Annotated in this window: 24 protein-coding genes; 15 read left to right on the top strand and 9 right to left on the bottom strand. The window is 43.6% G+C overall.

Features of this window, described 5'->3' with window-relative positions; translation table 11 throughout:
- Window positions 1–66 precede the first annotated feature (66 nt).
- Both ACYVRH_RS00305 and ACYVRH_RS00300 read right to left on the bottom strand, forming a co-directional pair.
- Entirely contained in the window at window positions 67–1356 is a 1290-nt protein-coding gene (locus ACYVRH_RS00305; RefSeq protein ID WP_461254934.1) for a hemolysin family protein, read from the bottom strand.
- A gap of 1 nt (window position 1357) precedes the next feature.
- Window positions 1358–2530 (bottom strand): HD-GYP domain-containing protein, encoded by a 1173-nt coding sequence (locus ACYVRH_RS00300; protein ID WP_461254933.1) that lies wholly within the window; start codon window positions 2528–2530, stop codon window positions 1358–1360.
- 88 nt (window positions 2531–2618) lie between these two features.
- On the opposite strand from ACYVRH_RS00300, the gene ACYVRH_RS00295 reads away from it, so the two are divergent.
- Together ACYVRH_RS00295 and ACYVRH_RS00290 are read left to right on the top strand one after the other, a co-directional pair.
- On the top strand, window positions 2619–3440 hold the full coding sequence (locus ACYVRH_RS00295; RefSeq protein WP_461254932.1) for a hypothetical protein: 822 nt from the start codon (window positions 2619–2621) through the stop codon (window positions 3438–3440).
- A gap of 5 nt (window positions 3441–3445) precedes the next feature.
- Window positions 3446–4663, top strand: coding sequence for a pyridoxal phosphate-dependent aminotransferase (locus ACYVRH_RS00290; protein WP_461254931.1), 1218 nt, complete (start codon window positions 3446–3448; stop codon window positions 4661–4663).
- A 178-nt stretch (window positions 4664–4841) separates the two neighbouring features.
- Here the strand turns inward: ACYVRH_RS00290 and ACYVRH_RS00285 are convergent, their stop codons facing one another.
- Window positions 4842–6095 (bottom strand): ATP-binding protein, encoded by a 1254-nt coding sequence (locus ACYVRH_RS00285; RefSeq protein ID WP_461254930.1) that lies wholly within the window; start codon window positions 6093–6095, stop codon window positions 4842–4844.
- 689 nt (window positions 6096–6784) lie between these two features.
- Between ACYVRH_RS00285 and ACYVRH_RS00280 the strand changes: the two genes are divergently transcribed.
- On the top strand, window positions 6785–7939 hold the full coding sequence (locus ACYVRH_RS00280) for a tetratricopeptide repeat protein (RefSeq protein WP_461254929.1): 1155 nt from the start codon (window positions 6785–6787) through the stop codon (window positions 7937–7939).
- A 119-nt stretch (window positions 7940–8058) separates the two neighbouring features.
- On the opposite strand, the gene ACYVRH_RS00275 is transcribed toward ACYVRH_RS00280, so the two are convergent.
- A complete protein-coding gene (locus ACYVRH_RS00275) occupies window positions 8059–11538 on the bottom strand; it encodes an SNF2-related protein (RefSeq protein WP_461254928.1) in 3480 nt (1159 codons plus the stop codon).
- Window positions 11539–11618: 80 nt separating this feature from the next.
- On the opposite strand from ACYVRH_RS00275, the gene ACYVRH_RS00270 reads away from it, so the two are divergent.
- The 6 genes from ACYVRH_RS00270 to ACYVRH_RS00245 all read left to right on the top strand — a co-directional run bounded on the left by ACYVRH_RS00270 (window position 11619) and on the right by ACYVRH_RS00245 (window position 15929).
- A complete protein-coding gene (locus ACYVRH_RS00270) occupies window positions 11619–11948 on the top strand; it encodes a BrnT family toxin (protein ID WP_461254927.1) in 330 nt (109 codons plus the stop codon).
- On the top strand, window positions 11902–12237 hold the full coding sequence (locus tag ACYVRH_RS00265) for a BrnA antitoxin family protein (protein WP_461254926.1): 336 nt from the start codon (window positions 11902–11904) through the stop codon (window positions 12235–12237). Before ACYVRH_RS00270 ends, ACYVRH_RS00265 begins: the two co-directional genes overlap by 47 nt.
- Before the next feature lie 157 nt (window positions 12238–12394).
- The gene (locus tag ACYVRH_RS00260; protein ID WP_461254925.1) at window positions 12395–13498 is read left to right on the top strand and encodes an ABC transporter ATP-binding protein; all 1104 of its coding nucleotides are present in this window, start codon (window positions 12395–12397) and stop codon (window positions 13496–13498) included.
- 75 nt (window positions 13499–13573) lie between these two features.
- Entirely contained in the window at window positions 13574–14056 is a 483-nt protein-coding gene (locus tag ACYVRH_RS00255) for a hypothetical protein (protein ID WP_461254924.1), read from the top strand.
- 728 nt (window positions 14057–14784) lie between these two features.
- Entirely contained in the window at window positions 14785–15252 is a 468-nt protein-coding gene (locus ACYVRH_RS00250; RefSeq protein ID WP_461254923.1) for a helix-turn-helix domain-containing protein, read from the top strand.
- Window positions 15141–15929: an IS630 family transposase gene (locus ACYVRH_RS00245; protein ID WP_461254922.1), complete on the top strand. Its 789-nt coding sequence runs from the start codon at window positions 15141–15143 to the stop codon at window positions 15927–15929. The genes ACYVRH_RS00250 and ACYVRH_RS00245 overlap by 112 nt, the downstream gene beginning before the upstream one ends.
- 48 nt (window positions 15930–15977) lie before the next feature.
- Here ACYVRH_RS00245 and ACYVRH_RS00240 read toward each other — a convergent pair whose 3' ends face one another.
- Window positions 15978–16676, bottom strand: a complete 699-nt coding sequence (locus ACYVRH_RS00240; protein WP_461254921.1) for an Rpn family recombination-promoting nuclease/putative transposase — start codon at window positions 16674–16676, stop codon at window positions 15978–15980.
- 406 nt (window positions 16677–17082) lie between these two features.
- Here ACYVRH_RS00240 and ACYVRH_RS00235 point away from each other — a divergent pair, with 406 nt between their 5' ends.
- Both ACYVRH_RS00235 and ACYVRH_RS00230 read left to right on the top strand, forming a co-directional pair.
- Window positions 17083–17289: a hypothetical protein gene (locus tag ACYVRH_RS00235; RefSeq protein ID WP_461254920.1), complete on the top strand. Its 207-nt coding sequence runs from the start codon at window positions 17083–17085 to the stop codon at window positions 17287–17289.
- Entirely contained in the window at window positions 17286–17888 is a 603-nt protein-coding gene (locus ACYVRH_RS00230; RefSeq protein WP_461254919.1) for a hypothetical protein, read from the top strand. Before ACYVRH_RS00235 ends, ACYVRH_RS00230 begins: the two co-directional genes overlap by 4 nt.
- A gap of 61 nt (window positions 17889–17949) precedes the next feature.
- Here the strand turns inward: ACYVRH_RS00230 and ACYVRH_RS00225 are convergent, their stop codons facing one another.
- The gene (locus ACYVRH_RS00225; protein ID WP_461254918.1) at window positions 17950–18933 is read right to left on the bottom strand and encodes a DHH family phosphoesterase; all 984 of its coding nucleotides are present in this window, start codon (window positions 18931–18933) and stop codon (window positions 17950–17952) included.
- A gap of 95 nt (window positions 18934–19028) precedes the next feature.
- Here ACYVRH_RS00225 and ACYVRH_RS00220 point away from each other — a divergent pair, with 95 nt between their 5' ends.
- Window positions 19029–19727, top strand: coding sequence for a DUF554 domain-containing protein (locus tag ACYVRH_RS00220; RefSeq protein ID WP_461254917.1), 699 nt, complete (start codon window positions 19029–19031; stop codon window positions 19725–19727).
- 92 nt (window positions 19728–19819) lie between these two features.
- Window positions 19820–20290, top strand: a complete 471-nt coding sequence (locus ACYVRH_RS00215) for a hypothetical protein (RefSeq protein WP_461254916.1) — start codon at window positions 19820–19822, stop codon at window positions 20288–20290.
- 3 nt (window positions 20291–20293) lie between these two features.
- On the opposite strand, the gene ACYVRH_RS00210 is transcribed toward ACYVRH_RS00215, so the two are convergent.
- The gene (locus tag ACYVRH_RS00210; RefSeq protein ID WP_461254915.1) at window positions 20294–21118 is read right to left on the bottom strand and encodes a carboxypeptidase regulatory-like domain-containing protein; all 825 of its coding nucleotides are present in this window, start codon (window positions 21116–21118) and stop codon (window positions 20294–20296) included.
- A 236-nt stretch (window positions 21119–21354) separates the two neighbouring features.
- On the opposite strand from ACYVRH_RS00210, the gene eno reads away from it, so the two are divergent.
- Together eno and lon are read left to right on the top strand one after the other, a co-directional pair.
- Window positions 21355–22650: a phosphopyruvate hydratase gene (eno, locus tag ACYVRH_RS00205; protein WP_461254914.1), complete on the top strand. Its 1296-nt coding sequence runs from the start codon at window positions 21355–21357 to the stop codon at window positions 22648–22650.
- 122 nt (window positions 22651–22772) lie between these two features.
- A complete protein-coding gene (gene lon, locus ACYVRH_RS00200; protein ID WP_461254913.1) occupies window positions 22773–25133 on the top strand; it encodes an endopeptidase La in 2361 nt (786 codons plus the stop codon).
- Window positions 25134–25265: 132 nt separating this feature from the next.
- Here the strand turns inward: lon and ACYVRH_RS00195 are convergent, their stop codons facing one another.
- The gene (locus ACYVRH_RS00195) at window positions 25266–25574 is read right to left on the bottom strand and encodes a hypothetical protein (protein WP_461254912.1); all 309 of its coding nucleotides are present in this window, start codon (window positions 25572–25574) and stop codon (window positions 25266–25268) included.
- Window positions 25571–26419 (bottom strand): PilZN3 domain-containing protein, encoded by an 849-nt coding sequence (locus ACYVRH_RS00190; protein WP_461254911.1) that lies wholly within the window; start codon window positions 26417–26419, stop codon window positions 25571–25573. Before ACYVRH_RS00190 ends, ACYVRH_RS00195 begins: the two co-directional genes overlap by 4 nt.
- Window positions 26420–26537: the final 118 nt, after the last annotated feature.

Here is a 26537-nt window from a genome sequence, read left to right as displayed (position 1 = left end):
CTTCGGACAAAAACCCCTTATCCCTCTTTGTGATCTTTGTACCTTTGTGATCTTTGTGTGAGGTCTTTACGTATTAAGTTTAGTAATTAAGATTTTATCTATCCTGTTGCCATCTTTGTCAATAACTTTAAATTTATATCCTTGGTAATTAAAGCTGTCGCCGACGTGGGGGAGTTCTCCGGCAAGGTTAAGAATTAGGCCGGCAAGGGTGTGAAAATCTTTTTCTTCATCAAAACCTGTAAGGCCCAATTCTTTCGCCGCGTCGTCAATGTTAAGAGTGCCGTCAGCAAGAAAACTTCCGTCTTCTTGGCGCAGAAGAGGCTGTTCTTTGGCGGCGGGGGCGGAAAGTTCACCTACAATTTCTTCAACTAACGTCGTGATGGAAATAAGGCCGGCTAATCCGCCGTATTCATCCATGACAAACAGGAAATTTGACTGTCCCTGTTTAAAAGATTCAAACGCTTTAATGGCGGGCATGGTTTCGGGAACAAACTGCGCTTTTTTCATTATTGCGCGTAACCCGACAGGCGCGCTGCGAAGATAATCAAGGATTATGTCTTCAGTGTAAACCGCGCCGACAATCTCGTCGGGACTGGCATTTACAACAGGGAAGCATTTCTGTTTTCGGTACTCAATAGCCTTTTCGCGGATTTCATCATAAGGGGCGTTAATGTCAAGCAGTTGAATCTCGGAGCGGTGGGTCATAAAAGCGCGTAAAGGGCGGTCGCCAAGATAGAAAACGCCTTCTACCATACCGCGTTCCCCGCTTTCAACGATGCCGGATTTTTCGCCTTCTATAAGAGTGTTGCGCAATTCGTCCTGAAGCTCTTCTTCGGTAATATTGCTATCGTCAATTTCAGGGCGGACTTTTAAGTTGAAAAATGAAGCAAACTTCATCGCGGGAATAATAAACGGCATCATTGGCAAGGAAAGAATTTTCATGGCAGGCAGAAGAAAAGCGGCTATTTTTTCCGGTTTTGTGGCGGAAAGCAATTTAGGAAGACTGTCGCCAAGTAATGTGATGATTATGCCTAAAATTATTGCAGATAACGCGGCGTAAACGTAAAATGGCGCAATAGAAGATTTATCGCGGTAACTAATAGGTATAAAAAGTATAATTATTACGGAAGAAAAAGCGGCAAGAACCTTGAGTATATTGCCCCATAAGCGGCAGGAAAGCGATAATTTGTTAGGACTTTCAAGCGCTTTAAGAACGGCCTTGTAGCGGTTTGAAGATTCTTTTTCAAGACGTGTTTTTCTGCATAAGTTTAATGCGGAATCAAATAACGAAAAAACTCCGCTTATTATGATTAGTAAAAATGTGACTAATATTGAAATTGGCAGATAAGTGGTCATGTTAGTTGTTGATCTCTGAGCGGTTAAGCGGACGCACAATTGTCAGAACATTAGGGGCCGTTTGCATCAGCTTTATTTTTCCATCGGGCGTAAATTCTCCAAAAATCTGCACAATCGGGAAACGGGGGTTTTCCGGGTTTACGTCTACAACCTGTCCTTTTTTTCCGTTTGATAAAAGCACATAAAGCCCGATTGGATAAATAGACAAAGACAGGACAAGCGCCCGCACAATCGTGTCATCATATTGTTTGCCTTCGTTCTTTAAAAGTTCAAGCATTCCCGTGTAGCCGTCTTTTGCTTCTTTGTGCGGCCTCTTAGAGCTTAACGCTTCGTAAGAGCAGGCGACGGCTATTATCTTTGAATACAGACTGATTTTTTCACTTAACAATTTTCGCGGATAGCCTGTTCCATTCTCACGTTCATGATGTTCAAGTGCGGACAAACATACGGGAAGCGAAAAATCAAGCGATTTAAGCATACTGTAACCCAGAATAGGATGCGTAAGAATGGCTTTTTGTTCCTGAGGATTAAGGGTTCTATGACTTAAATAAATATTGGACGGTAATTTTAACATTCCCGCCTCGTGCATAAGGGCGGCAACACCAAGCTCTATCAGCCTGTAGCCGGGCAGTTTAAGGTATGTGCCGATTATTATCGCTATTATAGTTGAGCGTACAGAATGTGTGGCAAGATAATTTTTTCCCTCCGCAGGTTCGATATTTTTTATTACCCTCATTAAGAAACGGCGGTCTTCTTTTATGTATTCAATTATCTCCTTTATTTTTTCAGATACGGTTTTTTCTTCAAGGTCATCGGATACGGACGCTTTAACGAACATATTTTCCACGAAGAAAAGGAAACTTGTATAGAAATCTTCCGCCTTTTTCAACTTGTCTGAATCTGATTGCTGGGAAAGAACTGTCCCTTCTTCGTGGACGGTAGCGGTAGCAGTAGCGGTAGCGATAGCGGGTGCCGGCTCTTCGGTTTTGTTGGCATATTCTTTGCTGGAATCTCCTTCGCTGTAAACGGTCTTAACATTCCACTTTTTTAGCAAATTTGTCAATTCTTCTGAAAAAGGCATTTCCGGCGTGGTAAGGATAAACGCTTTATCAAGATAAACTGGTTTAGAGAAAAAAGAGTTGGGTTTTATTTCTTTTATTGCATATTCATTCATTCATTCTATCTCCCGGGTTAAATTAGAACCCCAACATTGTTGACGCAGTACAATCTTTCTAATATATTCATTAGTAGGAGCGTTTTCATTGAAGTTCAAATACCTGATAATAGCATTTACCATTATAATCTCTATTGTCATTTTGGTCACTGCCCTTTTGCCGTTAATAACGGCTAGATCGGAATATGCGGTAAATTTTAGATACATCACTTTACCGTTATTGCTTATCATGGCTTTACTCCTTACTTGCATGAGTATATATTTCTTCATTAATTATCGGCTTTTTTCGCTTCTTGAACGAGAGGATTGGCCTGCTTTGGCATATTATTTGGAACATAAAATATACGTAAAAAACAGGTATTCAGGGCGAAATGTTCGGCTTTTAGCAAGTTCTTATCTGGTAATATCGGATTTTCAATCAGTTTTAAAATTGGAAAACAAAGCTATTCTTGCTAAACCGTCTGTTGTTAATAAAAACATCCTGATTTTTGGCGCGGCGAGGGTTTTAAGCGGCAGTCATGCCGAGGCAGCCGCATTTTTTAACTCGCACATGGGAAAATGCGAGAAGAAAGATAAAGAGTGGGTACGTTGGTTCTGCAGTTTTTCACAACTCTTGAGCGGAAACTTTAATCAGGCCGAACCGGATTTTTCATCATTAGCCGTTTCTTCTGATAATATTTTAATTACCGGGCTTTCAGCGTATTTTTTGCATAATTCAATAGAAAAACGTTCTTTAAACTCCGATAAATGCCATGAAATAGCGGAAAATAGCCGGCAACGCGTAATAAAAGCGGTTAAAACCGTTGAAAACTGGGAAAAAGAAGCGGATAAAGTTGGAGCGGAAATTCACATTGCCATAATAAGGAAGTACGTCAATGAAGCCGGGAAATGGCTTTTTAGCAAGGATTAAGTAAAATGAAAAACATAGAAAAATCTTCAAAACTGGAAAATGTATGTTATGACATACGCGGACCAGTTCCCAAAGAAGCGAAACGGCTTGAAGAAGAAGGTTTTAAAATTATAAAACTCAATATAGGCAGTCCTGCCGCTTTTGGCATAAACGCGCCCGATGAAATTATCCATGATATTATTGTAAATTTACCAAACGCCCAACCCTATGGGGAATCACGCGGGCTTTTTTCCGCCAGAAAAGCCGTTATGCAGGATTTCCAATCCAAGGGAGTAATGGACGTAGGAATCGATGATATTTTTATCGGTAACGGAGTAAGCGAGTTAATATCAATGTCTATGCAGGCTCTCCTTGATTCAGGCGATGAGGTGTTAATCCCAATGCCCGATTATCCCCTATGGACGGCAGTTGTTACCCTTGCCGGCGGCAAGCCGGTTCACTATCTTTGTGACGAGGCTTCGGATTGGAATCCCGTTTTAGACGACATTCGTTCAAAAATTACTCCAAAAACCAAGGCGATTGTAGTGATTAATCCAAATAACCCGACAGGCGCGGTTTATGATCGCTCTGTATTAGAAGGTATTGCCCAGATTGCCAGAGAAAAAGACTTAATCGTATATGCCGATGAAATCTACAGCCGTATCACTTATGAAGACGCGGCACATGTTCCCTTTTCCACAATAGCGCCGGATATTTTAACAGTCAGTTTTGACGGATTAAGCAAGTCGTGGCGGGCGACAGGTTTCCGCGCCGGTTGGATGGTTCTTTCGGGCAATAAAAAGTGCGCCGCCGATTATGTCGATGGGCTTGATATGCTTGCGAATATGCGCCTATGCCCCAATATGCCAGCCCAATACGGCATTCAAACCGCTCTTGGCGGCTATCAAAGCATTAAAGACCTTATTCTTCCCGGAGGCAGATTGCGCGAACAGAGGGATACAGCCTTTAAACTTGTCAATGAAATCCCCGGTCTTTCCGTAGTAAAACCCAAAGGCGCTCTTTATTGTTTCCCAAAAGTAGATATTAAACGCTTCAATATAACAAACGACGAAAAATTTATGTTGGACTTACTGCACAGCCAACACCTGCTCCTTGTTCATGGGACAGGCTTCAACTGGAAAGAGCCAGATCATTTCCGTGTAGTCTTCCTCCCCGACAAAGACACCCTAACAGACGCAATGCGCCGGTTAGGGCTGTTTATGGAAAATTATAGACAAAGTTAGCAATGAGCAGTGAGCAATTAGCAATGAACCTACGCATAGCCTTCGGACAATAATCCTTGTTCGTTATCTTATCGTGAAACTCACGCATAGATAACGAACAACAACATTGCTCATTGCTAATTGCTCACTGCTAATTGCTAATTGGTTTCCCTCTTAGCGAGAACTCTTTTCAATAAATTTAAGCCGTTAAAACCGAAAGCGGCACCACGTTAACGCCGTCTTTTCTGCGGGCGGCAAGGCCATTAGCTGTAATTACGGTTAACGCGGCTGGCGGCCCCATTTTTTCCTGATCGATTTTTTTCGCGAAGGCAAGCAGGTTCTTTGCCGCTTCGTCTTGGGCGCTAAATCCCATTTTAACTTCAAACGCCGCCCATTTTCCGTCGGGATACTCGATTATCGCGTCTGCTTCCATGTCCCTTGAATCGCGGTAATGGTAAACTTTTCCATCATGCAAACCGGCGTAGATTCTCAAGTCGCGGATAACAAGGGATTCAAACAAAAGGCCGAAGTAGTTTAAATCAGAAGCCAATTTTTTTGGCGAAATGCCAAGAATCCCCGTAGCGAGAGAAGGATCGGTAAAGTGCCGCTTTGGCGCTTTTCGCAACGTGTCGCTTGATCGGATATGCGCCCTCCATGCGGGAAGGGGTTCAATCACCATGAGCCTTTCAAGCGCTTCAAGGTATTCGGCGACTGTTTCATTGTTTAATTGCGCCTGATTTCCCGCAGTATCTTTTGCCAGCGAAGAAAGCGACGCTTCCGTGGAAATATTTCTGGCAAGCGACTGCATCAGGCGCAAAAGTTTTTGCGGGTCTCTCCTTTTCCCTCCGAACCTGTCAATGTCAACCTCCGCGATAAGCGCGATATAATCTTGCACATAACGCAAAGCGGCCTTGCTCCCCGCGCCGATAATTCCCGGCCAGCCGCCGATAATTATTTTTTCTGCAAGGGATTCCAAACTAAACTCAACCTGTTTAGATGACGGCGCGCCGCCATTCATTATTTTGGCAAGGCTTACCTCTCCGCTTGACCAGTTTTTTTCAAACAGCGACATTGGCCGCATTTTAATGATGGAAAAACGCCCCGCTCCGGAGTGCAGTCTTGCCCGTTCCTCGGGATTGGCCGATCCGGTGAGGATAAACTGTCCTTTCTTTTTACGGTCGTCAACTTCGCGTCTTACAAAGTTCCATATTTGAGGATATTCCTGCCATTCGTCAATTAAAAGCGGAACAGGCCCTTTCAGCACAGATTTAGGGTCTAATTCCATTTGAGAGCGGATTTCCATGTCAGTATCAAGGCGTACAAGGCTTTTCGCCGCCTGAACGGCAGTTTCTGTTTTTCCGCAACTTTTTGGCCCCTGTATCAGAATAGCTCCTGATTCTTTCAACCTGTTTTGCAGTTCAATATCTGCAAACCGTTTTAAATAGTTGTCCATAATAACCCCTTTAAATATAACATATCAACCCGAAAAATGTAAGCTTTTCAACCCGAAAAATATAACTTTTCTAACCCGAAAAATATAACTTTTCTAACCCGAAAAATATAACTTTTTCAACCCGAAAAATATAACTTTTTCAACCTATTTACCTACACCCGTTTTATCCCTAAATACTAAAAATATTGATTAGGCGGATACGCAAAGCCTAGCCGGAGGCGCACGGTGTGGATCGCCTACCATGCCACGCCAGAGCGTGCACAGCCCAAAAAAAGCACCGCGTAAGCGGTGTAAATTAATTAATGCCGCACGCTGAGAGCACCAAAAAATGCCGCAGTCCCCAATAAAAGCAAGTCCGCCTTTAGGTGGCCGCCAGTGCGATAAATGCCACAGCCGTCTAGCCTCCGGCTAGGCTTTGCGTATCCGCTCAAACAATAAATTCTATTATTTAGGGATAAAAAAAAAGACGATGTGCCTGGACGTCAGGGTAAATACCCTATGCACACCGTCTGATATTTGAGAGGCTTTCCCTCCCGGTGATTAAAGTATCGGCTTGTTAATAGACGGACTTTAGCGGTTTGTGCGGGGATGAATAATCATGTTTTTTACCAAAAAGCAAAAACATCCCTCTTGTAATTATTACCAAAAATGCCATAATATTCACAGGTATTGTTAATAAGGAGTGAAGTATGAAAAGAATTTACTTGTTGTTTTTATTGTCAGTTTTGCTGTTCGGATGTGTCACTACAAAGGCAAAGGAGCCGGAACCTGTAGCGAGCCAGCCTCAGGAGGATTCTAAGGAAGTTGAGCAGGCGATTATTGAAGATACGCATGACGTTGCCAAAGAGGAAAGAAGAGCTAACCCTCAAGATGCCATTGACGCGTTAAACCATGGTAAGGAACTCTACGCCCAAGGTAAGTTTGACGACGCTATAGAGTTTTTTAACATCGCTCTTACCATAAATAGCGATCTGGAAGACGCGTATTTTTACCGTGGTCTTTCGTATTATGGCAAACAGGATTATGACAATGCCATTGCGAATTATAACGAAGTGATACGGCTTAATCCCGATAATACGGTTGTTTATAACGACCGTGGTCTTGCCTACTACGGCAAACAGGACAGTGACAAGGCAATAGCGGACTATAATCAGGCGATACAACTTAACCCCAATAACGCGGAAGCTTTTAACAACCGGGGCGTAGCGTACAGAAACAAACAGGACTTCGATAAGGCAATCACGGATTATAACGAGGCGATACGGCTTGACCCCAATTACGCTGATGCCTATTACAACCGGGGCATTGCGTACTACGGCAAAAAGGACAACGATAAGGCAATAGCGGACTATTCCCAAGCGATAAAACTTAATCCCAATGACGCGTCCTCCTATTACAACCGTGGCAATGCGTACAGGAGTAAACAGGACAATGATAAAGCAATAGCGGACTATACCCAAGTGATACAGCTTGCTCCCAATAATACGGACGCCTATTACAATCGGGGAAATGCGTACTACGTCAAACAGGACAACGATAAGGCAATCGCGGACTATGCTCAGGCGATACAGCTTAAATCCAATGACGCGGTTACCTATAACAACCGTGGTAATGCGTACAGAAACAAACAGGACTACGATAAGGCAATTGCGGATTATGCGCAGGCGATAAAACTTGACCCAAAATATGCGTCCGCCTATGTAAACCGCGGTATTGTATATGAAGACAACAAAAACGACTTAAACAGGGCAATTGCCGATTATGAAGCGGCGTTAAAAATTAATCCAAATGACGCCAATGTAAAGCAGTATCTTGACGCGGCTAGGAAAAAACGCGGAAGGTAAAAAGCAGTGAATAGTGAGCAATGAGCAGTGAACAATGAATAGTGAGTTTGTTGTTAGCAAGCGTAGCGTGTTGGTTCACGCGCAGATAACGAACAAAAATTCTTTTCACTTCTCACTTCTCACTGATCAAACAGAGCTTTTAATTCATCATGCGTCATCCGGGCGAGCCAGGACTCTCCTGAACTGACGGTCATGTCAGCTAACTCTTGCTTGCTGGAAATCATCGCGTCTATTTTTTCCTCAAAACTGTTTTTGGTTATAAAGCGGTGGACAAAGACATTGCGTTTCTGTCCGATGCGGAAAGCGCGGTCTGTCGCCTGATTTTCAACGGCGGGATTGTACCACAGATCATAATGGATAACGCGGCTTGCGGCAGTCAGGTTAAGGCCAAGCCCTCCCGCCCTTAAACTGACAAGCATTATCCGCGCAGCCACGTCATTTTGAAATTGATCTACAAGGCTCAAGCACGTGTTCTGTCCAAGCCCGCCGTGGTAGACAAGAGCCGCCTCGCCCAGTTCTTTTTTAATAATCAACCGCAGGCAATCAAGAGTTTCCACGTACTGGCTGAAAATTAAAACTTTTTCGCGGTTCGCGAGAATTTCTTCAAGCAGGGTGACAAGAAGCTGCGCCTTGCCGGAAAGTTGCGCTACGGCGGGGCTTTCTTTGTCGAACACTCGCGGATGATCGCATATCTGCTTTAGGGCAGTGAGCATAGAAAGAATCAAAGCGGAACGTTCCTGAGCTTCGGCTTTTTCCGATTTTTTTATTGACTCTGAAACAACGCTCTCGTACAGGGCGGCTTGCTCCTTTTCAAGCACGGCGTATTCATTGGTAACAATTTTTTCAGGCAGGTCTTTGATGATTTTTTTGTCTGTTTTAACGCGCCTAAGAAGGAAAGGAGAGGTGATCTTTTTTAAGTTTTCCGCCTGTTGCCGGTTTCGCATAACTTCAATAGGTATGCGGTATTGCTTTTTAAATTGCGCCGCGTCTCCAAGATAACCCGGCAGGATAAAGTCAAAAAGGGAACGTAAGTCTTCAAGCCGGTTTTCTACGGGAGTTCCCGAAAGCGCGAGCCGGTATTGGGAATGAAGCTGTTTTATAGTGCGTGAAATGCGGGTGTCAGCGTTTTTCATTAAGTGGGCTTCGTCAATAATTAGCAGGGAGAAGGCTTCGTTCCTCAATTTTTCCGCGTCACGCACGGCGGTTTGATAAGTGGTTAGAAATATATCGTGCTTTTTGTCAATGACTCTGCTCTTACCGTGATAGCGGGATACGCGAAGTGAGGGGGAAAAACGCTTCAGTTCCCTTTCCCAGTTGGCAAGGAGGGCGGCGGGAGCTACGACAAGACATTTGTTTTTTAATAGCCCTTCTTCTTTAAGCCGCAGAATTGAGGCGATAGACTGAACGGTTTTTCCAAGCCCCATGTCGTCGGCAAGTATGCAGCCGAAACCGGAAAATAAAAGAGAGCATATCCAGTTAAAACCGCGTTTTTGGTACGGCCTTAACTGCGCTTTAAGCGCGGCGGGAATTGAAAAATTTTGCTCGCGGAAAATATTGTTGATTGTTTCACGCGCATCGAAGGCGAGAACGGAGTCTCCTGAAAAGTGCGCTTTTAAAAAATCGTTAAAGCCGGGAGTCTCGTCTTTTGATTTTTTAAGCAGACGTGAAAATTCTTCAGGATTCATTTTTACAAAACCGTCTTTAAAACGGACAAGGGCGCGTTTCTGTTTGACGAGTTTTTCAAATTCCTTCATGGACATCACTTCATCGCCGATGGCTATTTGCCATTCAAATTCCTGCAAAGTGGATAAATCAAGATAAGTTTTAAGCGATTTTTCTGAAGGATTCCCCTTTATTACCAAACGCGGTTTTAATTCTCTTGCGAGGGCTTTTGGAAGGTTGACTTTTATTCCCAGCCGCTCAAGAAGACCTGCGGCGGAATCCAGAAAAGAGACAAGCCTCTCTTCGGACAGGCGCACATTGGAGCCGCCTGACTTTTTGATTGACGTTAGATCTTTTATCTCAGGAAGATAATTTGAAAGGGCGACGGGAGCGCGTAACGCTTCCAAATCCTTGCATTGCCCGATTGGGATTTTTTTTGTCCCGTCTTCCTGTTCGACAATTAAGTCCATGGAAAGGGCGAATTGAAGAGTATTGCTGTCCGCGCCGCCACCTGTTTTTTTTACGCTATATTCTTTTATGGTAAGGGCGTATTGCCAAGCTGAGAAATCAATGTGAAGCACCGACAGCCAGCGGTCAATCGCGGTTGGCAGTGACCTTTGAGCGGGAGCGGAAACGTCAATGCGAAACCCCTGAAAAAACAGATTCAAAAGTTCGCGGTATTCTTCATCAGATCCATGTTTATTAAAATTGCCGCGAAAAGACAGAAATTTCCGCCTAATCCATTCGTTTAAAAATGCGCAAGACAGAAGATCAACCGCGCTTTGTCCGCTTATAACTTGCTCTTTTTTCCTGCCGGCCTTTACAGTGAACATTCCACATTCACGGGAAGCGATTGCTTTTAAGATGGCGGAAACGGGCGGAACTGTTTCAAAAGGACGCCAAACTATTTTTAAGGTTTCATCTTCAGCCAGCACAAAAGGAATGAAAGCTCCGGCTGATAAAACAAGGTTTAAGAATTTAAAAAGATAAAAAAGAAAAGCATAAGACGCGGTTCCGTCTTCGGCGGAAAATTGCACAAAATAGTCAAACGCTTCGTGAAGACTAAAGCGCTTTTTCCCGCCGTCAATGTCCTGCGCCTGCAAAAATATTTGCGCGCCCGGTTCAGGCGCGGGGCAAAGCGCCGTCCAATGAGAGCGGGAAAAATCGTGTTCCGTTTCCGCCAATGTTTTATCGTCTTGTTCCGCCGATTGCCAGCCGTGGAAACTGCCGCAGTAGTGGTAAAATTCCGCAGTGACTTGCGTAAAGTCTATATCGCAGAATGGCGGAGAGGAGGGAAGCAAAGAACTGATTAGTTCCGCGCAATTGGGAATTTCTTCAAATTCAAGAGGGGAAGATTCGGTCTCGGCGCGGCGGCCTTGAGCGTTTTTCTTTTCGGCAAATTTTATTGTAAAGGGCGGCGCGATTTTATGGACAACTGCATTTCCGAACCGCCGCGCCAAATCCATGCCCCTCAACTTGAAAAGCACGTGAGGGTCGGAATCAATTTCTCTTGAGATGATGTAGTACAGCGCCGCCATGTGTTTGCAGGGGTCCCCGTAATCAGGGCACGAGCAGGAGCGCCGCATTTCGCTCCAGCGCCGGGGGATAAGGTTAATGCCCTTTTTTTTAAGTTTTTCCAAAAAAGTTTGCGGCAGTTCCCCGGCGGCAATTGCCGCAAGCAAAGGCGGGTCGTCTTCTATTAACTTGTAAACCTGTTCCGCTTCCGCAAGCGGCGGAAAACTTATTTCAACCTTGTAGAAAGGGCTGTAATTTCCTTCGACTTTCGCGCTTGCCCTGCCCTCGATCAATTCCAGAGAAAGCACCCTGCCGGCGTTTGCGTACCTTCTGCCTCTGTCGAGCCGTTCCCCCATTTTGTAACTGTCAAGTACGTCAATGAACCACGCTCCCCATGGTGTGACACCGTAGCGGCTTTTCATGGATAAAGTATATTATTTTTAGGTTTTATTGTCATGAAATTATCTTGACAATAGATACGAAAATGTATTACATTATTTAAGTGGAAGAACGCATTATTGTCTGGGATGAAGCAAAAAACGCCGAGAACAAACAAAAGCATAAAATCGGCTTTGAGGTTGCACAGTATGTGTTCTCTGATCCATTGCGAATATGGCGTTTTGACAGAAGTGAAAATAACACATCAGGCGAAGAACGATGGCAAACTATAGGTAGAGTCGGAAGAACCTTCTTTGTAGTTTATACGGAACAGGAAGAAGGGGATGTAAATATTACGCGTATTTTATCGGCGCGGGAAGCGGAAAAACATGAGAGGAGGAGTTACAATGGGTACTATCAAATCGACAATAAAGGTTGGACAAAAAATACCTAAGGAAATCCTGAAACTGGCAAAAGAACAGGTCAGGGAAGCGCGAAAAGTGCCTAAAGTTTACGATCCTGAATGTCCGCCTTCCAAACCGGATGCGCTCGCTGAATTTGCGGCTATGGCGCGGGATTTACGGAAAAAACATCGAAATCCTTCTCCGGTAGTCGCGCTTAGAATCAAGCCGGATGCCCTCTTAAAATACAAGGCTCTTGGCAGAGGTTATACCGGCATCATGGCTGATGTTTTAAATTACGCCGCTGACAATCCAGAGATACTTAATAAAGTACACACATGAGAATTTCTCCCGAAATTCGTCTTTTTTCCCTTGCAGAATTTTTCAAATTACATTGACAAAACGACAATTTGAAGATATATTGTTTTCAGGTGTTCAATAAGAATGTTATTTTTTTGAACGCCTGTAATAAAATAACCCAATAAAGGGAGGCCAGCGTATGGCAAAAGTAGAGTTGAGAAACATCTCTAAGATTTATGATGGCGGCGTTCGTGCGGTTGATAACGCCAATATCACGGTTGAAGACAAGGAATTTGTCGTTCTTGTAGGACCATCAGGGTGCGGTAAATCGACCACACTCCGTATGGTTGCGGGTCTTGAGGATATTACCGAAGGGGATCTCCTTATTGACAGTGAAAAAATGAATGATGTTCCGCCCAAAGACAGGAATATCGCGATGGTATTCCAGAATTACGCCCTTTATCCACATATGTCAGTCTATGAAAACATGGCGTTTGGCTTGAGAATCAAAAAAGTTCCAAAAGCCGAAATTGACAGGCGCGTGCATGAAGCTGCAGTTACCCTTGACATCGAAAAATTTCTTGACCGCAAGCCCAAGGCTCTTTCAGGCGGTCAGAGACAGCGTGTCGCGGTAGGACGCGCCATTGTCCGTAACCCCAAGGTATTCCTCTTTGACGAGCCTCTTTCCAACCTTGACGCGAAATTGCGCGTACAGATGAGGGCGGAACTTTCCGACCTGCACCTGCGCCTGAACGCGACTATGATCTATGTAACCCACGACCAGGTGGAAGCTATGACGATGGCGAACAAGATCGTCGTAATGAAAGATGGAAAAGTCCAGCAGATTGGTTCTCCTCTGCACCTTTATAATTATCCTGACAACAAATTTGTAGCTGGATTTATCGGCTCTCCCCCGATGAACTTCCTTAATGTAAAGGTAAAAGAAGAAGGCAGTTCCATCGTTTTGGACGAAGGTACATTTAAAATTAAAGCGGATCCGTCTCATATTGAATATCTTAAAAAATACATTGGAAAAGAAGTATTTTTTGGTATTCGCCCGGAAGATATGCTTTATGTGGAAAAAGAAAGCAACAACAGCATGACTCTAAAGGTAACGGTAGTTGAGCCGTTAGGCGCCGACATCCACTTATGGCTTACGACCGCGACGCAACCGCTTGTAGCCCGCACCGAACCTAACCACGTTTTCAAGGTAGGAGACACTGCGGTATTCACTCCCAGAATGGATAAAGCCCGTTATTTCGACAAAGATACCGAGCAGAAAATTATCCAAAATCCGGAGTGAGAGGTTATTTTGTGAAAAAAGGCTGTCAGCCTTTTATATAAAGTTTTTTTATAAATACAAATTAGGAGGTTATTTATGAAAAAGAAAGGTTTAATTATTGCGAGTTTACTGGTTCTAGTCATGAGTTTTGTTTTCCTCGGCTGTCCGCCCCCCGAAGATACAGAAGAAGTAAAGTATGCACCTGTAGATGCTGCTGCAATGACGGCTCTTAGAGATACTATAGGTTATACTGACAGTTTGTTTCCCTCTCCTGATTGTGACTATTATGGTTATAAGCTTAGTACTTCAGGTGAAGAGTTGGTTATTTCATGGAAAGATGGTGATGCAGAAAAGTTTGATGCTTATAAAGAAAAATGGGGAAATAAAGTAGCATCCAATGTAAGTGCAGCGAGAGCTTATGGCGAAGTACAGGGCAAAGGTTGTCGTTTAAATCTTACTGATAAAGACGGCGAAGCTTTTTATCAAGTATCATTATCTTTAGTTGCAACAGCTGGTACTGAAACTGAAACTGGTATGACAGTAAATGCAGGCGATATTCTTTTTATAATTTATAAATAGTTATTCGTCTCGCAATAAAACAAGCCGTAGGCGCTTCAGGGATAGCCGCCTACGGCTTTTTTTTGGGCTTTAAATCGGGAAGAATTTACCACGAACCACACGAACAGGAGCGAACCAAGAAAGCGAAGATATTTACTACAAATATGCTTGTAGTAGAAAGAAAGAGGGATCAGGGGGTTTTGTCCGAAGGCTATGCGCGGTATTTCACGATGGGATTACGAACAAAGCCCCTCCCTTTGTGATCTTGGTGTGAGGCTTTGGGAGCCTATCTGGTTTTTTGTGTAAATGAAAATCCTATTATTTTTTCTATTCCTAATTTACACAAAATTTATGACAAGCCTAGCTAGAAAATTGCTGGAAATTTGATTTTTTAAGAAGTAAGGAAAAATGGAAAATCTATTTACGCAAAAAATAGGATACCTCCTCTTCAGGTTATATCATATTTCCCTTGTTTTCTTTTTATCATTCCTTTGTGTGAAGTTTTTGGGGAAGTATTTGCGAATTATTTCCTTAGCCGTTCTACTGTATCAAAACTGAGACCGGTTATTTTCTGAACAAAATCAACAGTAGCTCCTTCATCCAATGCGTTGCGGGCGATTTGCTCACGCTCAACATTGCGAGCTTCGTCTTGCCAGACTTCTTTCGCGGTATCCTAGTATATTGTAACAACTAAAACCACACAAATAATTACATAAGTAGTATTATTAAGAAGGGAGGAGATGCTGCTTATGGATGGAAAACGAAAACGAATAAGATTAACCGCGAGGGAACGGGCCGAACTGGAGCGGTTTAGCACTACAGGAGTGCGCAGCGTCAGGCTGGTAAACCGCGCCAAAATTATTCTTGCTCTGGACACGTCAGCAGACAGAACGCCGGAGAGGCAAGAGGCGTTAGCGAAACGAATAGGCGTGAACCGGCGTACGGTCAATGACGCGAAGCGCGATTTTATGGCGAGAACAAGCATATCGGGATTTTTGCGGCGTAAAAAGAGGGAAACGCCCCCGGTGCCGCCGAAGATAACAGGAGAAATGGAAGCGCGCATAATAGCGCTGGCATGCGGCAAAGCGCCCAAAGGTTACGCCAGATGGACGTTGCGGATGTTGGCGGACAAATGCGTCGAACTGCGTTACAGCGACGCTATGTCGCATATGACCATAAGCCGCCTTTTAAAAAAACGCAACTTAAACCTCACCTGAAAACGCAATGGTGCATCCCGCCTGAATACAACGGGGAGTTTGCAGCCGCTATGGAAGATGTTTTGGCCGTTTACGCCCGCCAATATGATAAAAACATGCCTGTCGTATGCATGGACGAGAAACCGTACCAATTGCTGGGCGACACGCGCGAACCGCTGCAAATGGGGCATGGCAACCCGTTACGGGAAGACTATGAGTACATAAGGGGCGGGGCATGCAGCATATTTATATTTACCGAACCGCTTTCAGGCTGGCGTTACGCGCAGGCTTTTCCACAGCGCACTAAAAAAGATTGGGCGCATAGCGTCCAATGGCTGCTTAACGAACAATATCCGCAAGAAAACAAAATCGTATTGGTTATGGATAATCTGAACACGCATGCCGTTTCCTCGCTTTATGAAACCTTTCCGCCTGATGAGGCGTTCCGTTTGGCGCAACGGCTTGAGATGCATTTCACGCCGAAACACGGGAGCTGGCTGAACATCGCGGAGATTGAGCTGTCCGCAATGGCGGCGCAATGTTTGGGCGGCAGGCGCATTCCCGACTTAATGACCCTGAATGCGGAACTGGCCGCTTGGCAGACGCGGCGTAACCAGTCTCAAAAAGGAGTTGATTGGCAGTTTTCTACCAGCGATGCTCGGATTAAACTCAAAAGACTGTATCCTATAATTGTGTAGTTTTAACTGTTACAGACTACTAGTTCCATTCTGTCGTAAGCATACTCATTATTTTCTTAGCTGTTCTATTCTTTTAGGATTAAGTCCGGTTATTCTCTGAACTGTTTCTATAGAAAGCCCTTCATCCAGCGCGTTACGAGCGATTTCATCGCACTTTTTCTCGCTGGCTTCTTCTTGCCAGACTTCTTTTGCGGTGTCCCAGTTCCATTCAGTTGTAAGCATGCTCATTACCTCCTTGGCGTGTTTTTCCATTAACTCTTTTAATATATCATGTTTTCTGCAATATTGCACGGTCTTTTTCATCGCTTCTTTTAAAGGCAATCCCTCTTTCAGAAACTCCCTCACCTTTGATATAAATGCGCTGTATTGGGCTAGGGTTTGGCACTTTCGGGCTATCTTTTCGTTTTTTCCCTTGTTTATGTTTATTACCCTCACTTCCAGTTCCAACACTGGATAATCGCTTTTTGAAAACTCCGTTCCCTCTGTTTTCTTGAATAAATCCGATAACTTTACTATTTTCTCGTCGGGATACGGTTCCACTCCGTTGTACAGTACGAAAAACTTAGGTTTTGGGATTGAGAGTATTGCCGAAGAATAGAGCTTCCTATCATCGATGATTTTTTCATAAACCCTGCCTATGTACATAAGCAAACGCAGAGCCATGTTCGGGTTTATGCTGGACTGGTGTTCTATTAGGACAACCAGTTTTCCTCCGATTTCGAAGGAAATGTCGTTTATCATGTCCATGTACAGAACGTCCTCAAGGGTATTGATGACGACAGGGACATCTCTGCTGAGGGTTATCCCCTCCAGAGCGCAGTAGAGTTCTCTTAAAACCTCAGGCTTACTGAAGATGAAAGAGAAAACGCTGCTTTTAAATTTTTTGATATTACAGCATAGTAGGCTTCACGACAAAATAACGGACAAGAACCTTTGATTTCTCTTTGTGTTCTTAGTGTGAGGCTTTTGTGCGAAGAATTCCCCAAAATTCGCCGAAAATATACAAAGAAATCGGCAAAATTTTTATATTTGAGCTATTGACAATTATTACATATTTTAGTAAATTTATATCGTGTAATTTTTTGAGAGATATTCAGGGGTAGAAAATTATATTTTGTTAAGGAATCTAAGGAAAGTATGGTAAGGAATTATTATGGATGGAAGTAAACAGACATTTGAAGAACGCAAAGAGGCGGCTTTACGCGCCGCAAGGGCACAAGGGATTGTTGACGTAGTTCAAGCATCAGATAATAATGGTGGAGTTAGTCTTGAAACTTTGGAATTGGCTACAAGACTGACTAAGAAGCACGCATCTCGTTTATGTGAAGAACATGAGAAGAGGCGTAATGCGCAAAAATGATTCAACCGCTTTATTTTCATGACCTGCTAGAATGTTTGGCAGGTCAATTTTTTGATACTAATTCTGCTTGTTGTGTTGGAAAGGATTTTGGTATAAATATTAGTTCTAGCGCAAAGGAATATTTTTCCGTCGATATTGTTTCAGAAGAGTTGCAGAATGATCTGGTTGTACTTGGAGTTTTATTTGATGATTCTGCCTATGTTCCGGGAAGAACCGGCTTTACTTTTACAATATATATAGATTTAAGCAGATTTATTGATTTGGTAGATAAAACTCTTTTTCAAATTATTTTAGCGCACGAAATATGCCACTTTGTTTTTTATTACGAGCTTTTTTTAAAATTAGGAGATAATACCGGTATTCGCAGTAATAATGATTTTATTCACGCGGTATCCAGTAAATTGATTGGAGCTGTAACAAATGAGCGGGATAACACCAGTCAAACTATTTTTGATGAACACAATATAGCTAATTTATTAAATAATTTGAGAAACTTCCAGAGTATACATTTTTCTAAGGGGCAAGAAACGAATATTAATTATCAGAAATTTTTAGATGATTTTTTACAACATCTAAACATAGACGAATTATTTTTATAATTTTTCGAAAAAATTTTACACAAAGAATGGGGAGTAGGGTTTTTGTGTGAATCTTACCAATTTAACCTGATTTCTCATAAAATAAAATTGCCCGATGCTTAATAAAAGTATCCAACACTCTGGAGGCGTTTAAGTTCTCTATTGGAATAAAGCCCCCCGCCATGTTATCGTGGCCGCCGCCTACTCCGCAGCCTTCTACAATAAACCTGACAAGATCGTTGGCTTTTATTTTGTCGCAGATGCTCCTGACGGAAAGTTTTATTCCTTTTTCTTTTACCGCATAAGCGACAACAATGTTTACTCCGGCAATGCTGACTACAATATCCCCCGCCGCGCCTAAAAGCGAATCATTCACGTTTTGCAGGTGCAAAAAGGCAAGCTCATCGTAAATTTCTACGGTCTTAAACGCCTGCGCGTACATATCCAGGTCTTTAACTGAAATTTCATTTCCTTTAAGTTCTACAACCATATCAATATCGGAAAGACTATAGAGCTTGTAAAACATGTCAATATCAAAATTCGAGGCGCCTCTTGTGAGGTTGTCGGTATCCATAAGAATTCCGTAAAGAAGGGCTGTCGCGACTCCTTTGGGCGGTTCAATTTTATTTTCAAAAAACCATTCCGCAATAATCGAGCTGCAACTTCCCACGTCGGGGCGTATATCTTCAAAACGATAACCCATGTTGCCCTTATATTCATGGTGATCAATAGCCGCAACTTCATCCGTGGGAAGGTCTGTAATATTGGCGTTTCCTTTCTGCGCGTCAACTAACACCGCCCAGTCCTCTGTCCCAAGCGTATGCGCGTCGGCCGCCCTCACTATTGGCACATTGAACATCTCAAGCATCTTTAGGGAGTTCGCTTTTTCAATTTCCTGATCATAAACAATCGCGAGTTTTTTAATTCCGCGTTGGGAAAGCAAGTAGTAAAGGCCGAGGCTGGAGGCGATGGCATCCGGATCAGGAACATTGTGTGGCTGAATGAAAACCTCATCCGGCGCGTCTTTTAAAATATCCACTAATATATCTAATTTTGTTTGACTCATAAAAAGATTATATCATAAAACAAAAAAAAATTCGCGTAAAATGGCAGAAAAATTCTTCTTGTCATAATATCTGGTATTTTGTATTATAAACCATTATGTTAGGTCCTATCGTAAACGCAGTCGCCGTTGTTGTTTGTTCTCTTGTTGGAACATTCCTTGTAAAGAATATTCCTGAGCGTATCGAAGAAATTATCAAAAAAGCAATCGGCCTTTCAATTATTTTTCTGGGAATAAAGGGCGCGTTTGAGAATGAAAAGCTCCTTCTCTTAATAATGAGCATGGTTTTTGGCGGCATAATAGGCGAATTAATCGATATAGACAAATGGATGAACAAATTAGGCAAGTGGGCGGAAAGCAAACTAATCAAAAACAGCCAACCCGACGCAAAACACGATTTTACAAAGGGATTTGTTTCCGCCACTATTCTTTTCTGCACAGGTTCAATGTCTATTATAGGATCGATGCAAAGCGGGCTTGCGGGAAATCATCAAATACTTTTTACAAAATCAGTAATGGACGGTTCAATGTCACTTGTTTTCGGCGCGACATTCGGAATAGGCGCGGCGTTCTCGGCAATACCGCTTCTGCTGTATCAGGGGGGAATCGCGCTTGCTTCGGCTTTTATCCGCGATTTTCTTAATCCGGAAGTTATCCGCGAAATGTCCGCCGTTGGAAGCCTTATCATTGCGGCTATTGGCTTTAACTTCCTTTCCGTAAAAGAGATAAAAGTCGCAAATCTTATTCCCGCCATGTTTATTCCTTGGGTCTATCTGACGGCAGTTCAATATATTTAAATCGTAAGATTTATAACGAAGAACACAAAGAGGGAAAAGAGGCAATATTTTATCTTGACAGATTAAAGCCTAAGAAACAATAATAATGTATTATGAAAATACGTTTATTAATATCCGGCATTGCGTGTTCGCTGATTTTTCTATTGTTCAATTCCTGCTCTTCTGCGAAGGGCATTACAATGGCGCATGGTACAGGCGCGCAACTGGGAACTGTAACTGTAAGCGTTACTCTTACCGAAGACCGAACTACAAAGGTAATAACCGGAGACACCAAAAAATACGGCTACTTTGACAAGATGTCTGACGCGCTCCTAAGAGAGCTAAAGGGTAATACGGGAAGCGACAACTTGCAGAAGAAAAAAACAGATATGCCTACCCTGGCGGAAAAAGCCTATGCGGTAGCGGCATATGATGTTATTCAGCAGATAAGGGCGAAAGGCGGAAATGCGGTAGACAGCGTTGTCAGCAAGGTCGATAAAAACTACGACCCGGAAACTAAAATAGAAACCGTAAAAATAAATATTACAGCCAACGCCGTCAACACAAAGAAAAAGGCCCGTTAAACGCTATTTTTCGGTTACCGTATTAACCTCGACAAGCCCGCCTCGTTCAATTTTGAACACATTCCACACAACGCCCTTGCCGCTCGCCGGAATACGGAATGTGTAAAGCAGACTGTTCATGCTGTAGACGCGGATAACAGCGCCTTCTTTCGCCATTTGGGTGGAAGCGGTTCTGCCGCGATCTGTATAATTATGCACATAACAGGTATATGTCGCATTTGTATCCACTTTTCCGATTGTGATGGTCTCCGGCCCGTAACCGGTCGTATCATCCCTGTCAAGAACGGCGTTTCCATCTTCCGCCTTTTTCATATTCTGATATGAAATATGATAGGAGCCTGAACCGCCGGTTTTCACAAAATGCAGGTCTAAATCCGCCGGTTTTTCGGCCCATTCAAGAACAAAACGGTAGTCCTTACCGGATAATCCCGGAGAAATTGAATACCAGTTAAAATCAACCGCCCCCAGCAAAACCTTGAATTCTATTGGCGTTGTTATAAAGCCTTCTTTTGTAAAAACCAACGTGTAATTGCCATCCGGAAGTTTTGGGAATGTTATTTTTCCCTCGCTGTTTGTGGTAAAAGATCCCTTATTCGGAATCTCAACCGTGGCTCCCGGAATCGGTTTTCTGTCAAGGGCATTAAAAAAACGCATTGGAATATTTCCATCCATTTTATCCATCGCGTCATCTGCCTTATCCTTTGCCTTATTGGAGCCGCCGCCCGGAAGTCCGCCAAATCCGCCAAACCCGCCAAAATCCATATCCTGGCCAAAAGCCAGTCCCGCAACAAATAAAATAGATACAACTAAAATAATTGCTTTTTTCATAAAACTCCTCATTATTTTACGCTCTTTATATATTATCACGAATTAATATACCGCAAATAATTGGAAAAGACAAGGTATATGCGCAGTAATTTGAAAAAACAATAAAAAATTGCCATGCGGAAAAGTCAGCGGTAAAATTGTCATTAAAAACGAAGCTTTATGTTACAGGGGATAACTATTGACTTAATTGTTGAAATATTCCACTATAAAACATACCAATATAAATGGAGGAAAATATGAGTCTGATTGAATATGTGGAAGCGCGTGAAATACTTGATTCGCGTGGAAATCCCACTGTAGAAGTTGACGTAATGCTTCAGGACGGCACTCTTGGAAGAGCGGCGGTACCTAGCGGAGCGTCTACCGGCATTCATGAAGCGGTTGAGCTTCGAGACGGCGATAAGAGCCGCTACCTTGGCAAAGGCGTGTTAAAAGCGGTTGAAAATGTGAACAACATTATCGCGCCTGAAGTAGAGGGCATGAACGCCCTTGATCAGGTTGATGTAGACAAAACCATGATCGAATTGGACGGAACCGAGAACAAAGGCAAACTCGGCGCTAACGCGATTCTTGGCGTGTCAATGGCGACCGCGCGCGCGGCGGCGGAATACCTCGGCCTTCCGCTTTACAAATATTTAGGCACGTTCCACGCGAGCGTTCTGCCGGTTCCGATGGCGAACATCATCAACGGCGGCAAACACTCAGACAACAAAATTGACTTTCAGGAATTTATGGTAATGCCGGTCGGAGCGGAATCAATGAGGGAAGCTATCCGCTGGACAGCCGAAGTGTTCCATAACCTACAAAAAATTCTTCATGACGCTGGAAAAAGCACCGGCGTAGGCGATGAAGGCGGCTTTGCCCCCGACATCGGAAACGACGACGCGCTTGACTATATCATGAAAGCCATCGAAAAAGCCGGATACAAACCCGGAGAGCAGATTCAGATCGCCCTTGACTGCGCCAGCTCGGAACTCTATGAAGAAGGCGGCAATAAAGGCTACAAGTTCTGGAAATCCAATCCCGATAAACTTTTTACAGCGGACGAAATGATCGAGATTTACACAAAATGGGTGAACAAATATCCCATTATTTCGATAGAAGACCCGCTTGATCAGGATGACTGGGACGGTTATGTGAAACTGACAAAGACACTCGGTTCCAAAATACAGATAGTCGGCGACGACTTCTTTGTTACCAACACAAAGCGTCTTGAAAAAGGCATCAAGATGGGCGCGTGTAATTCAATCTTAATCAAAGTAAACCAAATCGGCACTTTAACGGAAACCTACGAAGCGGTTGAAATGGCGAAGAAAGCGGGCTACACAGCTATTGTTTCGCACCGCTCAGGCGAGACCGAAGACAGCTTCATCGCCGACCTTGTTGTCGCCCTTGAAACCGGACAGATTAAAACAGGTTCAATGAGCCGCACCGACCGTATATGCAAATACAACCAGCTTATGAGAATCGAAGAAGAATTGCAGGGTATCAGCCAATACGCAGGCCGCAAGGCTTTTTATAGCATTGGTTAAGAATTTTACCACGAACCACACGAACCAGCACGAACAACGACAAGATATGTGCAAAAAGTTCGTGAGCGTACCTAGGGTACGCAGTTCGTGAGGTTCGTGGTAGAAATTTATTAATAATTTTTATGTCAGATCAATCAGTAATACCTATAGATCAGCTTCTCCCGCATAAATTGCCGCTTGTAGCTCTTTTAGGGCGGCCTATTTTTCCGGGAATTTTTACGCCAATTATGATTGGCAACCCTACCGACGTGAGAGTCGTGGAAGACGCCAACGCCGGAGACGGGCTTATCGGCCTTGTCATGCTCCTTAACGAAACTGATACGCCCTCAATTACCGATTTATACACCGTGGGGACGGTCGCTAAGATTGTGAAAAAAATCAATCTGCCGGACGGCGGCGTGAACATTTTTATTTCTACATTAAAACGGTTTACTGTAAAAAAGACGCTTCACCCGTCTAATCCCATTGTCGCCGCCGTAGAGTATCTCGTTGAAGAGGAAGACAACACAAGAGAAGTAAAGGCGCTTACCCGCGCGCTCATCTCCGAGATGAAACAGATAAGCGAAAATAATCCGCTGTTCTCAGAAGAAATGCGTCTTAATATGATCAATATCGATCATCCGGGAAAAATCGCGGACTTTATAGCGAGCATCCTTAACATTGACAAAGCAGAACAGCAAAAAATTCTTGAAATACTGAATGTGCGAAAGCGAATGGAACAGGTTTTGGTTTTTATCAAAAAAGAACAGGAGCTTTTGCGAATCCAAAAAAAGATTCAAAGAGAGATAAATGAGAAAATAGAAAAATCGCAGAGGGATTATTTTTTAAAGGAGGAGCTTAAAGCGATAAAGGGCGAGCTTGGCATGACAACAGACGCTAAAAGCTCCGACCACCAGCGTTTTAAAGAAAAATTCGACTCTTTTAAATTTGAAGGCGAAGTAAAAGAAGTTGTCGATCAGGAGATGGAAAAATTCTCGCTAATGGAGCCAAACTCCGCTGAATTTATCGTTACGCGCAACTATCTTGACGTGATTGCAGCCCTTCCATGGAACAATCCCGCACCGGAAGACTTTGAGCTTAAAAAAGCGCAGGAAATTCTTGAAGCCGATCATTACGGTCTTAAAGACGTAAAGTTAAGAATTGTCGAGTATTTAGCGGTTCGCAAATTGCGCAAAGACACAAAAGGCTCCATTGTCTGCCTTGTCGGTCCGCCGGGGGTGGGAAAAACTTCCGTTGGGAAATCAATCGCAAGGGCGCTTGGCAAGCAATTTTTCCGGTTTTCTGTCGGCGGAATGAGGGACGAGGCGGAAATTAAAGGCCACAGGCGCACATACATCGGGGCGATGCCGGGGAAAATTATTCAGGGGCTAAAAATTGTTAAAACAAAAGACCCTGTTTTTATGATAGACGAAATTGATAAAATGGGCGCGAGTTTTCAAGGCGATCCAGCAAGCGCCCTCCTTGAAGTGCTTGATCCCGAACAGAACAACGCTTTCCGCGATCATTACCTTGATTTGCCGTTTGACATTTCCAACGTGTTTTTTATCGTTACGGCAAATACAATGGATACTATCCCCGTGCCGTTAATTGATCGTATGGAAATTATTCAGCTTCCCGGTTACATCGACACTGAAAAACTGGAAATCGCGAAGCGTTATCTTTTGCCGAAGAGCCTTGAAAAAAACGGGCTTAAAAAAAATCAGGTGAAATACACAAAAGACAGCCTGTTGCATATCGCGAACTGTTACGCGCGGGAATCCGGCGTGCGCAATTTTGAAAAAAATCTTGATAAGATTCACCGCAAACTGGCAAAACAGATTGTAGACGCTCAGGAAAAAAACGAAGAAAAAGTATTGCGATTTAACATTGATAAAAAACTTATAGAAAAACATTTAGGCAAACCGATTTTCCGCGAAGACGACATTAAAACGGCGGATAAACCCGGAATGTCGGTAGGCCTCGCGTGGACAAGCATGGGCGGAGACACGCTGGTAATTGAAGCGACATCGCTTCCCGGAAAAGAGGGAATAACGCTGACAGGCAAAATGGGCGACACCATGAAAGAAAGCGCCGAAATCGCCATGACTGTCGCGCGCAAACTGGCGGTGGAAAAATACAACGTAGATAAAGACTGGTTTGACAAGAACCACATTCATCTGCACATCCCCGAAGGCGCGACTCCCAAAGACGGCCCTTCAGCCGGCATTACAATGGCAGTGGCGCTTCTTTCCCTAATGCGCAACAAAGTAATAACGCAAAGGCTGGTGATGACAGGAGAACTTTCCCTAACAGGCCACGTACTCCCAATTGGCGGCCTAAAAGAAAAAACAGTAGCCGCCCGAAGAAACAAAGCGAGGCACATTGTTTTTCCAAAACAAAATGAACGTGACTTGGATGAGATACCGGAGCATGTAAAGAAAGGGATTGAATTCCACCCCGTAGAACGATTTGAAGAAGTGCTGTCTTTGGCGTTGCCTGAATAGGGGAGTGGGGGGAAGTGAGCAGTGAATAGTGAGCAGTGAGCAGTGGGGTTGCTGTTAGTAAGCGTAGCGAGTTACTCTCACGCGCCGATAACGAACAACGACATTCACTCTTCATTGCTCACTGCTCATTGCTCACTCTTCACTGCTCACTGCTCCCTTCTCTATCTCATCCTGGCAGATTTCCAGAATATCCGGGCGCATGAATAACACGAAGCCTGAATAGTAATCTATCCACTTTTGTTTTACCTGCTTTTCTTCGATGGCGCGTAACATTCCTGAAATTATCATGTCCATGGACAGATTGGCGACGCTTGCTTCCTCGCCGCCTTGGGGCACTTCTACGGGGATTGGGATACTTGGATTAATGGGGAAGGCTTCACCGGCGCTGTTGTATTGGTTTTTAAAACTTTCAGGAACGGGCAGGAAAATTATTCGGTTCATGATTTGGGAGGGGGATTTTTGGGTTCTTCTTCCCCGGTGTGGAAATCGGCGCGTACTGATGTTAGCATGTCATTAAGGCGTATTTTAAACCCCATAGGAACAGTAGCTTCGTCAAAACTTATGCCTAAGGCGACCATTTCTTTTTTCCCTTCCACCGCTTCGGCGCGGACAAATTTTCCCTTTATCGTATATGACACTCTTGGATCGTTAAAATCCAAACGTAACGCGCCTTCTTTTTCAAGAAGAAATCTTGGAACGCCAAGCATTATAACTTTAGAACCTGAAAAAGAAATATCCCTTAATATGCAGCGGCGCGGAACGCTCTCTATAAAAACAACAGTTTCGGTTGACAGCAGGTTTAATTTACGTAAATTTTCAGGGGTTAACGGGATACGGTCTTCTTTGCGTTTTTTGGAATTAACATTGGCGTCCAGAATGCGCCCCATAATTTCGATAAAATCGTCGGGAGGCCTGTTGGTAAACTGGATTGTGAACATGTTCACATCCTGCGAATTGCCGTAAGGGGCGCTTGCGACGACGCGGGCTGCGACAAAAAACGTTACCGTGTTGGTTTCACCCTCAGGCTTGAAACAAAGGCGAAGGCTGACAAAATTATTTGTTGTCTGGAGTTTTGCAAGAAGGCCTGTTTTTACATTGGCGACGACCTTTGCGCCTGAAAATGACGCAGTATAAACCACGCATGGCCAAAAATCGTTGCCGCATTTTAAATGTATTTGCTGCGTTAAAAGCCCGGTAATCTGTATCATGTCTTTTGTAAATGTCACGTCAATATCTTTGAACCGTTCATAGTATATTGATATTTTTTGGCTTAAAAGGACTCCCATGAACCCTATTTAATCAGAAACTGACAAAATAGTCAATTAGTGTTTTTTTAAGCTTATTCGCAAGCGGGTTTAATACCCCACCCCAGAGGGGGGTATTAAACCCGCATAAAATCCATAC

This window comes from Treponema sp. R80B11-R83G3, assembly GCF_054786115.1.
The sequence above is the reverse complement of the archived record's forward strand: the minus strand, read 5'-3'. Positions and strand labels throughout refer to the sequence as shown.

Bases quoted from the DNA above. Each gene is read 5' to 3' on its own strand.
- ACYVRH_RS00305 (WP_461254934.1), bottom strand. From the start codon at position 1,356: ATGACCACTTATCTGCCAATTTCAATATTAGTCACATTTTTACTAATC.
- ACYVRH_RS00300 (WP_461254933.1), bottom strand. From the start codon at position 2,530: ATGAATGAATATGCAATAAAAGAAATAAAACCCAACTCTTTTTTCTCT.
- ACYVRH_RS00290 (WP_461254931.1), top strand. From the start codon at position 3,446: ATGAAAAACATAGAAAAATCTTCAAAACTGGAAAATGTATGTTATGAC.
- ACYVRH_RS00285 (WP_461254930.1), bottom strand. From the start codon at position 6,095: ATGGACAACTATTTAAAACGGTTTGCAGATATTGAACTGCAAAACAGG.
- ACYVRH_RS00280 (WP_461254929.1), top strand. From the start codon at position 6,785: ATGAAAAGAATTTACTTGTTGTTTTTATTGTCAGTTTTGCTGTTCGGA.
- ACYVRH_RS00275 (WP_461254928.1), bottom strand. From the start codon at position 11,538: ATGAAAAGCCGCTACGGTGTCACACCATGGGGAGCGTGGTTCATTGAC.
- ACYVRH_RS00265 (WP_461254926.1), top strand. From the start codon at position 11,902: ATGGGTACTATCAAATCGACAATAAAGGTTGGACAAAAAATACCTAAG.
- ACYVRH_RS00260 (WP_461254925.1), top strand. From the start codon at position 12,395: ATGGCAAAAGTAGAGTTGAGAAACATCTCTAAGATTTATGATGGCGGC.
- ACYVRH_RS00255 (WP_461254924.1), top strand. From the start codon at position 13,574: ATGAAAAAGAAAGGTTTAATTATTGCGAGTTTACTGGTTCTAGTCATG.
- ACYVRH_RS00250 (WP_461254923.1), top strand. From the start codon at position 14,785: ATGGATGGAAAACGAAAACGAATAAGATTAACCGCGAGGGAACGGGCC.
- ACYVRH_RS00245 (WP_461254922.1), top strand. From the start codon at position 15,141: ATGGACGTTGCGGATGTTGGCGGACAAATGCGTCGAACTGCGTTACAG.
- ACYVRH_RS00240 (WP_461254921.1), bottom strand. From the start codon at position 16,676: ATGGACATGATAAACGACATTTCCTTCGAAATCGGAGGAAAACTGGTT.
- ACYVRH_RS00235 (WP_461254920.1), top strand. From the start codon at position 17,083: ATGGATGGAAGTAAACAGACATTTGAAGAACGCAAAGAGGCGGCTTTA.
- ACYVRH_RS00230 (WP_461254919.1), top strand. From the start codon at position 17,286: ATGATTCAACCGCTTTATTTTCATGACCTGCTAGAATGTTTGGCAGGT.
- ACYVRH_RS00225 (WP_461254918.1), bottom strand. From the start codon at position 18,933: ATGAGTCAAACAAAATTAGATATATTAGTGGATATTTTAAAAGACGCG.
- ACYVRH_RS00220 (WP_461254917.1), top strand. From the start codon at position 19,029: ATGTTAGGTCCTATCGTAAACGCAGTCGCCGTTGTTGTTTGTTCTCTT.
- ACYVRH_RS00215 (WP_461254916.1), top strand. From the start codon at position 19,820: ATGAAAATACGTTTATTAATATCCGGCATTGCGTGTTCGCTGATTTTT.
- ACYVRH_RS00210 (WP_461254915.1), bottom strand. From the start codon at position 21,118: ATGAAAAAAGCAATTATTTTAGTTGTATCTATTTTATTTGTTGCGGGA.
- eno (WP_461254914.1), top strand. From the start codon at position 21,355: ATGAGTCTGATTGAATATGTGGAAGCGCGTGAAATACTTGATTCGCGT.
- lon (WP_461254913.1), top strand. From the start codon at position 22,773: ATGTCAGATCAATCAGTAATACCTATAGATCAGCTTCTCCCGCATAAA.
- ACYVRH_RS00195 (WP_461254912.1), bottom strand. From the start codon at position 25,574: ATGAACCGAATAATTTTCCTGCCCGTTCCTGAAAGTTTTAAAAACCAA.
- ACYVRH_RS00190 (WP_461254911.1), bottom strand. From the start codon at position 26,419: ATGGGAGTCCTTTTAAGCCAAAAAATATCAATATACTATGAACGGTTC.